The organism is Rhizobium sp. R693 (genome assembly GCF_002211315.1).
Classification (GTDB): Bacteria; Pseudomonadota; Alphaproteobacteria; order Rhizobiales; family Rhizobiaceae; genus Rhizobium.
Map to the genome: position 1 here is coordinate 343276 of NZ_LOKY01000034.1, position 12169 is coordinate 355444.

At 58.8% G+C, this 12169-nt stretch carries 10 protein-coding genes and 1 pseudogene; 2 read left to right on the forward strand and 9 right to left on the reverse strand.

Going from position 1 to position 12169, the window contains the following annotated elements:
* Positions 1-37 precede the first annotated feature (37 nt).
* The gene (locus tag ATY79_RS22365; protein WP_088694409.1) at positions 38-1057 is read left to right on the forward strand and encodes a GlxA family transcriptional regulator; all 1020 of its coding nucleotides are present in this window, start codon (positions 38-40) and stop codon (positions 1055-1057) included.
* Between the two features lie 17 nt (positions 1058-1074).
* Here the strand turns inward: ATY79_RS22365 and ATY79_RS22370 are convergent, their stop codons facing one another.
* The 8 genes and pseudogenes from ATY79_RS22370 to ATY79_RS22400 all read right to left on the reverse strand — a co-directional run bounded on the left by ATY79_RS22370 (position 1075) and on the right by ATY79_RS22400 (position 9876).
* Positions 1075-2406: a diguanylate cyclase gene (locus ATY79_RS22370; RefSeq protein WP_088694410.1), complete on the reverse strand. Its 1332-nt coding sequence runs from the start codon at positions 2404-2406 to the stop codon at positions 1075-1077.
* 184 nt (positions 2407-2590) lie between these two features.
* The gene (locus ATY79_RS22375) at positions 2591-3421 is read right to left on the reverse strand and encodes a response regulator (protein ID WP_088704926.1); all 831 of its coding nucleotides are present in this window, start codon (positions 3419-3421) and stop codon (positions 2591-2593) included.
* A 146-nt stretch (positions 3422-3567) separates the two neighbouring features.
* On the reverse strand, positions 3568-3693 hold the full coding sequence (locus tag ATY79_RS31920; RefSeq protein ID WP_280950700.1) for a hypothetical protein: 126 nt from the start codon (positions 3691-3693) through the stop codon (positions 3568-3570).
* Positions 3669-4773, reverse strand: a pseudogene (locus ATY79_RS22380) (FAD-binding oxidoreductase); the annotation flags it as partial. The gene ATY79_RS31920 and the pseudogene ATY79_RS22380, both read right to left, overlap by 25 nt.
* Before the next feature lie 55 nt (positions 4774-4828).
* Positions 4829-5092, reverse strand: coding sequence for a hypothetical protein (locus tag ATY79_RS22385; RefSeq protein WP_088694412.1), 264 nt, complete (start codon positions 5090-5092; stop codon positions 4829-4831).
* Positions 5093-5213: 121 nt separating this feature from the next.
* Positions 5214-7757, reverse strand: coding sequence for a mechanosensitive ion channel family protein (locus ATY79_RS22390; protein WP_088704927.1), 2544 nt, complete (start codon positions 7755-7757; stop codon positions 5214-5216).
* A gap of 80 nt (positions 7758-7837) precedes the next feature.
* The gene (locus tag ATY79_RS22395; RefSeq protein WP_088694414.1) at positions 7838-8395 is read right to left on the reverse strand and encodes a DUF924 family protein; all 558 of its coding nucleotides are present in this window, start codon (positions 8393-8395) and stop codon (positions 7838-7840) included.
* 41 nt (positions 8396-8436) lie between these two features.
* Entirely contained in the window at positions 8437-9876 is a 1440-nt protein-coding gene (locus ATY79_RS22400; RefSeq protein WP_088704928.1) for a DHA2 family efflux MFS transporter permease subunit, read from the reverse strand.
* A gap of 302 nt (positions 9877-10178) precedes the next feature.
* Here ATY79_RS22400 and ATY79_RS22405 point away from each other — a divergent pair, with 302 nt between their 5' ends.
* Complete coding sequence (locus tag ATY79_RS22405; RefSeq protein WP_088694416.1) at positions 10179-11291, forward strand: acetate/propionate family kinase; 1113 nt, start codon at positions 10179-10181, stop codon at positions 11289-11291.
* Positions 11292-11301: 10 nt separating this feature from the next.
* Here the strand turns inward: ATY79_RS22405 and ATY79_RS22410 are convergent, their stop codons facing one another.
* Positions 11302-11958, reverse strand: a complete 657-nt coding sequence (locus ATY79_RS22410) for a CBS domain-containing protein (protein ID WP_088694482.1) — start codon at positions 11956-11958, stop codon at positions 11302-11304.
* Positions 11959-12169: the final 211 nt, after the last annotated feature.

Here is a 12169-nt window from a genome sequence, read left to right on the forward strand (position 1 = left end):
GAATAGTGCATTCGCACCTCCAGCAGGGATTTGTCTCATGAACAAGATGTCGCATAAGCAACGGTCTCTCGTCTTCTTCATGGTCCCGCAGTTTACGATGCTGCCTTTCTCGGCGGCAATCGATACGCTGCGTATTGCCAATCGCATGCTTGGCTACCAAGCCTATACATGGCGGCTGACTTCGGTTGACGGGCAGAAGGTCTATTCTTCCTGCGGCATCGGCGTCGAGGCAAACACGTCGCTTTCCGACGAGCGCCGCAACCTCGGTGGCGAGCATCGCCCGAGCATGGTGCTGGTCTGTTCCGGCATTGATGTCGAGGACTTCAATAACAAGTCGGTCAGCGCCTGGTTGCGCGAATCCTACAATCGCGGCGTTGCCGTCGGCAGCCTCTGTACGGGCGCACATATCCTCGCGCAGGCGGGGCTTCTGAATGGCAAGCGCTGTGCGATCCACTGGGAAAACCTGCCTGGCTTTTCGGAAGCCTTTCCGCAGGCCGAGGTCTATGCCGATCTCTATGAGGTGGACAGCAATCTCTATACCTGTGCCGGCGGCACCGCGTCGCTCGATATGATGCTCAATCTGATCGGCCAGGATTTCGGTGAAACACTGGTGAACCGAGTCTGTGAGCAGCACCTGACCGATCGCGTACGCAGCCCGAACGACCGCCAGCGCCTGCCGCTGCGCGCGCGTCTCGGCGTCCAGAATGCCAAGGTTCTTTCCATCATCGAACTCATGGAAGGCAATCTCTCCGAACCACTGTCGCTTCTGGAAATCGCAGACGGCGTCGACCTGTCACGCCGGCAGATCGAACGGCTGTTCCGCCAGGAAATGGGGCGCTCGCCCGCCCGTTATTATCTGGAAATACGGCTTGATCGCGCCCGCCATCTGCTGGTGCAGTCTTCCATGCCGGTCGTCGAAGTGGCCGTTGCCTGCGGCTTCGTTTCGGCCTCGCACTTCTCCAAGTGTTATCGCGAACTCTATCATCGTTCGCCGCAGCAGGAGCGTGCAGAGCGCAAGATGACGATGGCAACAGCACGCCAGTCTATCGCTGCGTGATGTCAGCCCGGGGGCGGCTATTGGGCCGCCTCCTCCGTCATACGCGCGTCGGAATAGACCTGATTGCGCCCCTTGTGCTTTGCCATATAGAGAAACTGGTCAGCGGCGTTCAGATAGTTGTCGAAGGTTTCGTAGTCGGAAATTTCGGCAACGCCAATCGATACGGTAACGGAAAGCTCTTCGTCATCCGCCATAACCTTCAGACGTGAGATATCTGACCGTATCTCGTCACACAGCTTGCTCGCGGCAATCGAATCCATCATCGGGAACAGGATCGCAAACTCCTCCCCGCCAAGGCGCGAAAGCAGGTTGTCGCCCCCGTCGAAGATCGTCGCCAGCCGATCTGCAACCGCCTTCAGCACCTCATCGCCTATCTCATGCCCATAGGTGTCGTTCAGCCGCTTGAAATGATCGATGTCGAGCACCGCAACGGCGGCCGTGGCGTTCTGACGCAGGCAGTCATTCACCAGCTTCGGCCCGAGATCATAGAAATAGCGGCGATTGTAGAGCCCAGTCAGGTAGTCGCAGGCAGCAACTGCCCGGAGTTGCTTCATCTGTGTCAAGGTCTCGACGTTATTGGCGATCCGGCACTGCAATTCTTCGGCCACGAACGGCCTGTAGAGAAAATCGGATGCACCGGCCTTCAGGAAGCTTGCAGAGAGCATGCGATCGTTCGAAGACGAAACCCCGATGATCCGCAGCCTGTCCGAGCCGAAGCGTCGCCGTATCCGCCGCGTCAATTCGTAGCCGCTAATGTCGGGCATATGATGATCCGTGACGACAATCTCGATATCGTCGTAGGCCTCGAGCGCGGCGAAGGCTTCGGGCCCGGACGCAGCCTCGACAACCACGTATTGCTGCGCTTCGAGCAGCCTGACAAGAAAATGGCGCGCGGAATCAACATCGTCGACCACCAGAACCCGCGTTTTCCTGTTCGACAACACCCGTCTGACGCTGGCGACAACGTTGTCGAGCGCGAACTCATTGTCCTTCAGCACATAGTCGATAACATTGCGCTCCATGATGCGGTTGCGCGTATCGAGGTCGAAAGTGGCGGTGAAAACAATGGCCGGAATGCCAGCCTGTATGGTGCAGTCGAGCGCTTCGCCATAGGGCGCGTCGGGCAGATTGAGGTCGACAATCGCCATTGTGTAATCGTTCGGCGCCTGGGCGATCGTTTCTCTAAGGATTTTCAAGGAAGAGCACGGCTTGACGTTTAGCCCGAGTTCCGCATGAAGGCGGTGACAGAGAACGACGGAAAACATCCGGGAATCTTCAACCAAGAGTATCAATTGACCGCCAAAACGTGGTCCGGATCCATCCCGATGGAGATCCTCCTGGAAAGCCATTCACCCCTATCCCCCAGAAAGCCGCAGCGGTCCGAATCGACCATCTTCTCGACTTATGTGAAGATAACTCACAGAAACACGCGTGAGAAGATATCGGAACTTGGCAATACTTGAAATTGCATAAATCTCGATTTCTAGCGGGCGGGCGAGCCTCCGCCTAACATCGTCGGGCGGAGGCTGTGTGTCAGGCAACGGCCCGTTCCTTGCGCATCGACTGGATCTGCAGCAGGGTATCGAGGTTCTGGTTGACGCGGCAGTAGAACTCCTCATCGATGAACGGCCGTAGCATGAAGTCGTTGCCACCGGCCTTGAGGAAGCGCGCCGACAGCAGCCGGTTCGACGATGACGACACGCCGATAATGCGCAGCTCATGCGAACCGATGCTGGCGCGGATGCGCCGGGTCAGTTCGAAGCCATCGATATCGGGCATGTTGTAATCGGTGATCATCAAACCGATGTCGCCGTTGGCCTTGAGGATCTCGAGCGCCTTGGCACCGCTGTCGGCTGTGCTGACCCGGAAATTGTACCGCTTGAGGCGGCTCGACAACAGCGCGCGAGCCGTCGGGCTGTCATCGACGATCAGAACGTGATGACGATGGTTGGTCAGGAAGCGGCAGATCGACTCCGCAAGAAGGTCGACGGCGAAGACGTTGTCCTTGAGGATGTAGTCGACGATGTCTTTGGCCATGAGCTTGTCGCGCATGCCTTCCTGGAAGGTCCCGGTGAAGACGATGGTCGGGATGCTGAGATCGACCAGGTATTCCAGTGCCTCGCCGTTCTCGGCACCCGGCAGATTGATGTTGGAGATGGCCAGCGTAATCGGGTCGGTCGACTTGTCGTAGGACAGCTGCAGGTCTTCGAAAGACCGGCAGATTTCCACGTCAATATCGAACAGTTCCTTCAGCCGCTTGCCGATCATCGACGTGAATACGTTCGAATCCTCGGCCAGAATAACGCGCGCATCAGCAAACATGCCTCCGGAATATTGCATTCCCGAAATACCCAAAAATGCCATTTCGAAACCTTTTGATAAAACTCCTGTCCCCGGCTGAAATCGGTACAATACCTGATTTGAATAAGTATTAATCGGCCGCCTTCATTGACCAACAAAAAGGCGGCCACGAGGGCCGCCCTGACATTCTTCAAAACATGCTTAAGAGACTATGCGCGCAGCGCCGCGTTGTCTGGATCGAAGGGGCTCTCGCCAACGACCGTCGCGTTGTACGTCGTGCCGAGGATCTTGATCGCGGGGGTCGACACCCGGTCGGCTCGCCGTCTACGATCCATTCCGCCAACTGCCAACCGGCGCCGCCTGCTGCGGTGATACCGAAGGAGTGACCTTCGTTGAGCCAGAAATTCTTGAGGCCCGGCGCCGGGCCGACAATCGGGTTACCATCAGGCGTGTAGGCGATGGCACCGTTATATACCTTCTTGATGCCGACCTCGCCGAAGGCCGGGACGCAGGCAATGGCGGTCTCGATATGCGGCATCAGGCGATCAAGCTCTTCATGAAAGAGTTCGTATTCGCTCGTCCGATGGACCGTTGACATAACAGACCGGTGCGCCGTGCTCATAAGGCCCGAGAATGAGGCCGTCGTTTTCCTCGCGCATGTACCAGGCGCTGTCGGATTCGCGCAGCACGCCCATCTCTGGCAGACCCTTGGCCTTGCGCTCGAGGATGGCCGGATGCGGCTCGGTGACGATGTACTGGTGTTCGACCGGGATGACTGGAGTGTTGATCCCGACCATCTCACCGGTCTTGCGGGCAAAGTTGCCGGTACAGCTGATGATATGCTCGGCGGTGATTTCGCCCTTGTCTGTCGTCACCTTCCACAGACCGTCCGGCTGCTGTTCGATCGCTGTGACGGTGGTGTTGCGGTAGATCGTAGCGCCACGCTCGCGTGCACCCTTGGCAAGCGCCTATGTCAGATCAGCCGGCTGGATGTAGCCGTCATCGGGATGCTGGATCGCACCGAGCAGACCGTCGGTCTCGCAGAGCGGCCAGATTTCCTTGACCTGTTCGGGCGTCAGCACGTTCACCTTGACGCCGATCGTCTCGGCGATGCCGGCATAGTACATGTACTCGTCCCAGCGATCCTTGGTACGTGCCAGGCGGATGTTGGAGACCCGGCTGAAGCCGACATTCATGCCGGTTTCCTGCTGAAGCTCCTGATAGAAGCGAACCGAGTACTTGTGGATCTGACCAACCGAGTAGCTCATGTTGAACAGAGGCAGCAGACCAGCAGCATGCCACGTCGAACCGGAGGTCAGTTCCTTGCGTTCAATCAGGACGACATCGTCCCAGCCTTTCTTGGCAAGGTGATAGAGAAAGCTAGCCGCGACTGCATGCAAATAGGCAAGCCGCAAAAGGCCTTTGGCCGAAAATCCGTGGACAAAAATTGTGATCAGAGAGACCCGTCGTTCACTTTACGACGGCCGATCCGTTGACGATGTCGATCGTTTCGCCACCGTCGAGGCCGATCCGGTCACCGTCGGGTGCGGTGATAAAGCAGCCCGACCCGCAGAACGTCTCCGATGCGCCGGGATCGAGCACAAGCTGCATCTTGTTGCCGCCCTCAGTGAGGACGATCACGACGGCGGCGCTGTCGGTATTAGTGATGGAAGCTGCGTGAGTTTGGCCTGCGGCCGCGAGTGAAAGAAACAATACGACGGCAAATCTTGCCATAAAGTGTGGCGCGGATGAAGCGCCCTCCCTTGGAGCGTCTCGGCGCTGCTGCCCCCAGCAACGAAAACCCGATTGCAGACGTTATATGGCGACCGCTCTGAACGGCCGCTGAACAACGCCTTCACCCCTTGAGATTGCCATCAGCCGCCTTGCCGCGCAACCGCCGCACCGTCCCGGCCTCTTCGTCCAATTCGCTCGCCTCGGAGACGTCCTCAATCTTCACCGGCACCTTGCCTGCGGTAGTCGTGGTTCCGACCTGATCCGGCTGGCGATGGAACACGACATCGCTCTGAGGAAGCGGGATTTCGACCCCCTCTTCCCGGAACCTTTTGAGGATCGCGATACGCAGATCGTTCCGAACCTTCAGACCATCACCCATGTCGGCAAGCATGAAGCGAAGCTCGAAGTCCAGCGAATACGGCCCGAAGCGCAGGAACTCCACATGCGGCTCAGGATTGCGCAGGACCACGGGTACCGCGTTGACGAGCTCGAGCAGAATATCCATGACCTTCTGCGGATCGGAATCATAGCTCACCGAAACCGGAATTTCCGACCGGCCCATCTTGTTGCGATGGGTCCAGTTGCCCACGGAAGCATTGATCAGTTCGGAATTCGGAACAATGATCGACTGCTTGCGGAACGTCTCGATCTCGGTCGCGCGAACTGAAATCCGCTTCACGATGCCTTCAGCCGTGCCGGAGACGACGTGGTCGCCGACCTTGAACGGACGCTCGACGAGCAGGATCAGGCCGGAGACGAAGTTCGACACGATGTTCTGGAGGCCGAAACCGATACCGACCGACAGCGCGGAGGCAACAAGTGCGAAGCTTGAGAGGTCGATGCCCGCGGCGGAAACGCCGACAATCGCCGCAAGACCGACACCGAGATACCCGATGCCTGTCTTGACCGAATTCCGGACCCCGAGGTCGACATGGCTGCGCGCCATGATGTTGCCGTCAAGCCAGCGCTGGATCCAGCGCGTCAGCAGGTAGCCGCCCGCAAAGAGCAGAATGCCGGTCATTATCCCGATCAGCGAGATGCTGATCCCGCCCAGCCTGACCTCGGTAAGAAGGCGGTAGCCGATCAGTTCAAGATCCTGAATATGGAAACCCCACAGGAGCAGCACCAACGGAATTCCAACCATCAGCGCGATGGCCGAGATGCACATGCCAACCAACAGGCCCGCTTGGTCGATGGCGACGGGGCCGAGTTTGAAACGCTTCTGAAGGAACCGACCAAGCGATGTCTCGCCAAAAGTCTCGCTGCGTGAAATAGCCTTACCGGACAGAAGACCAATATAGGTCGTGACGATGATGGCACCGGTGATGATCAGCTGCGTTGCAACGAAGCGCGCAAGCCCGACATAGCCGGTCAGCGCCGTTATGATCAGACCTGCGCCCAGCACGCGCAAAATGATCGCCATGCCGTGCGGCCAATGGCGTCCCGGCGCGTCCGGATCCCCGTTCCTAGCCAACATCGGACGACCGAACGACGCCGCGATCAGGATGAAACCGATGATCAGGGCAGCTATCAGACTCTTGACGACGGTGAGGACGAGCGGAGAGCCCATCGCTTCGCTGATGCTGCCGAAGAGGTAATCGAGCGCGTTGACGATGGCCATCGCCAGCAGGCAGGCGCCGATCGAGCTCGCGCCACGGTTCGAAAGCTTTACGAGACGCCAGTGCGGTTCCTTCGGCGCAAACACTGCGTTGGTGAAACGCCTGACGAAATAGATCAGCCCTATCGCGCCGAAGAGCGCCCCGATGATCGGCGCAATATCCGGCCTCAGAACATTGAAACTATTGAGGAAGAAGTAAGACGTCACCAAGAGCGCCGCGAGAGCGAACGTCCGGATCAGGGTGGACCAGAAAGCGATGGAGAGACGGTTGATATACGAGGGCTGCTCGACGGTCTCCTTGCGCTGAAGGTAGCGGCCGAAGATGCGGTAGCCGCCGGACAAGAGCACCAATGCCGTCACGAGCGACATCGCGATGGCCGCAAAGAACGCGAAAGCCTTGAACTTCAGTACGAATCCCAGCCAGCTGCCGAGGGCTTGGATGAATTCCGTGCCCTCCCGGACGAAGGCGCTCGCCGCATCATCGATAACGGAAAGCGAGACATCGGTGCGCCGCAGCAAGGTGGCAGCAAAGAGCTGTCGGCGGGTTTCGGCAATAAGGTTGCCAAGCTTGCCGATGGAAGCTGACAGCGTTTCGGCATCACCGGTAACGGCGTTGATCTGGGCGCGCTCCGCAGTCAAAGCGTTGCGTTCTGTCGTAACGATCTCCGCTTCTGCTGGCTGACCTTCCTTCGGCGGATCGCCCAGCTCGGCAAGGCGGTTCTTGATCTGATCGAGCCGCGGTCTGAGGCCAACGGAAATGTTCAGAACCGCGCGACCGAGTTCGTCGGTCTTTCCGGCGAGAGCCACCAACGCGTCGTCATCGTCGTTCTTCTGCTTGACGCCATCCTCCAGGGAGACGAGATCCTGCTTTGCTTTCTCGATCGCTTTCGCCGCCTGCTCGATTGGGCTGTCAGCGACAGACGCCTCGGTCGCCTGCGGCGGCTGCGAGGCCTGCGGTGCGGCTGTCTGCGCGCCCGCGAGGTTCGCACCGGCGCCCGCCAGCGCTGCGACTAGGAAAATGCGAAGCAAGAGTTGTGTCGGCCGCAAAATATCCCCGCTCGGGTTGGCTGGATCAGATTGGATTCCAGCTTTTCATAAGAAAGAAAGGCGACAGAAAGGCGACGTGATCAGAAGCCTGTGCCCGGCTGTGCCAGATATTCCAGTTCTGCCGTCGTCGATCGACGTCCGACGAGAGCATTGCGATGCGGAAAGCGACCGTAGGCCGCAATCACTTCCCGATGGCGAAGCGCATAATCGAGATATTCCTCGTCACCAAGCGCCTTGAACAGAGCGACTGAACGTTCCTGCTCTTCCAGATCTTCGCAATGCTCGAAAGGCATGTAGAAAAATGTCCGGCATTCCGGGTCAACCTGTTGATCCGCTCCAGCCTCCAACGCGAGCTTTGCCTCGCGCAGCGCAACCCCGTCGGTGGCAAAGGCGAGCGGTGTGGCCCGATATATGTTGCGTGGAAACTGGTCGAGCACGATCACCGCGGCAAGCCTGCTGTGCGGCGTCGAGCGCCATTCCTCCGTCACCCCGCGCGCGAGCGCAAGATGGGTGTCACGGAAGCGCCGGCGAATATTTCGATCGAGCTCCAACGTCGCCTTGAACCATTGATCCCGCCCACACTCTTCGAACCAGAAGTCGTAGACTTCCTGAGGCGTGCAGACATATCCAAATTCCATCTTTCCTCCCGACAAAGGCCGGTCGACTCCAAGCTGACCGACTATTTCGTACCGATCTTGTGACCTGACACCTCGGCGCCTGCATCCGGCGCCAATTGCAGGAAGCGCAATGACGATATGACGCCGATCGCACCAACGACAAGAAAGGCCCAGCGGAAATCGACGAGCTCCGGCCCCTCGACACCGCGCAAGGCAACGGAAATGTTGAGCACCGCTGCCGCAATCGCGACACCAAGCAGCATTGAAACCTGCTGCAACATGCTCGACAGCGTCGAAGCGGAACTGCGCTGCGCCGGATTGATATCGGCAAAAGCGAGAGTGTTCAGTGCCGTGAACTCCATCGACCGCGAGAGACCGGCAATCACCAGCAACATGTAGATGATGGCGCGCGGAGTCTCGGGTACCAGAAAGCCGCAGGCCGCAATCGACAATGCAGCGATCATGCCGTTGAAGAAGAGCACGGTCCGAAATCCGAGCTTGGCAAGCAGCGGCGTCGTCACGGCCTTCATGCCGAGATTTCCAAGGAAGTAGACCAAGAGATAGGCGCCGGCCTCGATCGAGCTCAAACCGAAGCCGAGTTGGAAGAGGAGCGGCAAGAGGAACGGCGTCGCATTGATCGCGACACGGCTCGCCGTTCCGGCTGAAAGGGTCGCGATGGCAAAGGTCTGCGCTCTGAAAGCGGACAGGTCGAGCAGCGGACTACTGACCCTAAGGAAATGCAGCGTCGCCATGACGGACAGGACAATGCCCGCCAGCAGCATCAGCAGGATTGGTAACAAACCACCGTGCGATTTCACCGAGAGTTCAAGCGCCGCAAGCAGGAAGGTCAACCCACTGGCGCTGAGAATGAACCCAAGCACATCCAGCCGCCCGGCCTCCTCCTCACGCTGTTCCGGCACGAAACGGAGAACCAGCACCATGCCGAGCACCCCGATCGGCAGATTGATGAGAAAGTTCCAATGCCAGCTTGCATAGGTGGTGATGAAGCTGCCAAGCAGCGGACCGATGACCGGAGCCGTCAGCGCAGGCCAGGTAATCAGCGCGATCGCCTGAACGAGTTCGGATTTGCGGGCATTCTTCAGGACAATGATCCGGCCGACCGGCGTCATGAGTGCGCTACCGGCTCCTTGCACGGCGCGCGCGACTACAAACTCGGCAAGGCCGTCGGAGAGCCCGCAGAACAGCGAGGCAATCGTGAAGACGGCAATGGACGCCATGAAGATCCGACGAGCGCCGAACCGATCCCCAAGCCATCCCGAGAGCGGAATGAAGGCCGCCATCGTCAACATGTAGACGGTGATGCCGATGCTCATCGATACGGGTTGAACGCCGAAACTGGCTGCCATCTGTGGGAGGGACGTGGTGACGATGGTGCCATCGAGAATCTGCATGAAAAACGAAACGGCAACGACCAGCGCGACAATCTTTGCCCTGCGGATGCTCTCCGCATCGTCTTTCTCTATCGTCTGCGTAGCTGTCATTGATCTGCCAATGTGAATTGGATGCCTTGGGAAAGAACAGGCAGAGAAGCCGAGTCCAATGTGTGCCTGATGGCAGTTCCGCTAGATAGGCCGATCGGCGTGGCGCGGAAAGAGAAAATCCTGAGATCTCAAAGGATTTTGATCTTCAAAAGACGGCCCACCCACGCCGTATGCAACTCGCTCTGTGCGAAGTTACGAAGCGAGAACAATTGACAGCTATACCTTCTGCGGCCACCGTGGCGCGCAAGAGCGGCGAAGCTGCGGCACCGCGCTCCCGACTCAGGGACTTGGAGCATATTTCGATGATCGACACGCTGCTTGTTCTCAACACCGGTTCATCGAGCCTCAAGTTTCAGATCTTCGAGGACAGGGACTTGAACGTGCTGATGAGCGGCAAGGTTACAGGCATTGGTGATACAGCTGAGATGCGCGCAAAGCTCCCCGATGGACAGGAGACGCAAACCTCCCTGCCCGCGGACACTAATCACGATTCGGCCCTCAGCGCCGTAATGGAGCTCATCGACGGCCACGACCGTGCCTGGCGCACGGCGGCGGTCGTCCATCGCGTCGTCCACGGCGGGCAAGCTTTCGTAGAGCCTGTCATTGTCACCCCGGACGTCACGCGTCGTCTGGAAGCGCTGATCCCGTTGGCGCCGCTTCATCAGCCGCACAACCTCGCCGGCATAACCGCTTCGGCAAGGCTCGCAAGCGGAGCGCCTGACATCGCCTGCTTCGATACCGCCTTCCACGCAGGGCACGACATATTGACCAGCAGTTTCGCCCTGCCGCAGGAAATGCGCGACAAAGGCATACGCCGCTATGGCTTCCACGGGCTTTCCTATGACTGGATCTCGCGGGTACTGGCGCAGGACTACCCGGACCTCTATGCCGGTCGCGTCGTCGTCGGCCACCTCGGTAATGGCGCCAGCCTCTGCGCGCTGAAGAACGGCATCAGCGTCGATACCACGATGAGCATGACCGCGCTTGACGGCATACCCATGGGAACGCGTAGCGGATCAATCGATCCCGGCGCCGTCCTCTACATGCTTCACGACCTCGATCTTGGCGTCGAGACGGTTCAGGACATCCTCTACGAGCGCTCCGGCCTGAAGGGATTGTCCGGCATCAGCAACGACGTCGAGGCGCTGCTTCGCAGCGACGATCCGCAAGCCGCCTTCGCGCTGGAATACTTCACCCTCAAGACGGCCCAGCATGCCGCGATGATGGCCGTCTCCATGGGTGGCATCGATGCTTTCGTCTTTACTGGCGGGATCGGCGAGCACGCCGCCCCCGTTCGCGAAGCAATCCTCAGAAGGCTCCGCTTCCTCGGCGATTTCAAGATGCTCGTGATCCCGACAAACGAGGAACGCCTTATGGCAACCTATGCCAGAAAGCTCCTCCGCTCGGCAGCATGAGGGTCGCCGACTAGGCCAGGCCCAGCTTGTCGATGAAGCCGCTGACGCCCTTGACGTTCTCCACCAGCACCCGGATGGCGCGGCGCTCCAGTTCGCTGGAGACGGTCCCCTCAAGCACGACCCTGGAATCCTGAACTGTTACCTTGATCGCATGGATGTCGAGACCAAGGTCGCCCTGCAGTCGCGCGCGAATGGCACGAGCGAGGGCATCGTCACCGCTTGCCGTTCTCTCGGTTGGTGCTGCAACGATGCCCTTGAGGAGATCGATACGGCTGACAATGCCGAGAAGGCGCTTGCCGCTGACGACGGGAACGCGCTTGACCTTGCGCTGGAACATCACTTCGGCGATAGCAGCCGCCGGTGTATCCGGTGTGACACTGATCACGCTCGCGGACATAACATCTGAAACCCGCCAACTGCGACTGCGGATATAGTTGTCGAAATCGACGAGTGATGTTTCATCAGAGTTACCGGCAGATCTGCCGCCACCAAACTCGATCCGCCGCATGAGGTCGCCCTCCGTCAGCACGCCACAAAGATTGCCGTCATTGTCGATGACAGGCAGGCCACTGATGTCCTTGGCAACCATCAGGTCGATTGCCTGATGTATGCTGCTGTCGGCGCTGATCGTCGTGATGTCGGTGTTCATGATGTCTTGAGCAAACATGATAATCCCATTGCGCTCTGGAGGAAGTCGAATGGTGCCGATCTGATGCCCGGCGCAAACAGCGCACATATCGGTCGCCAAAAATATTGCGCAAATCCACCCACAAGTCGATCAGTGATCGTGATCTTAATTTCAACCAGAGAGTTTAGTTCAATTGCGAGCGCAAGCAATTGCGGAGACGGTGCGCTGAACGGGGTCAAAGCCCCCTGGA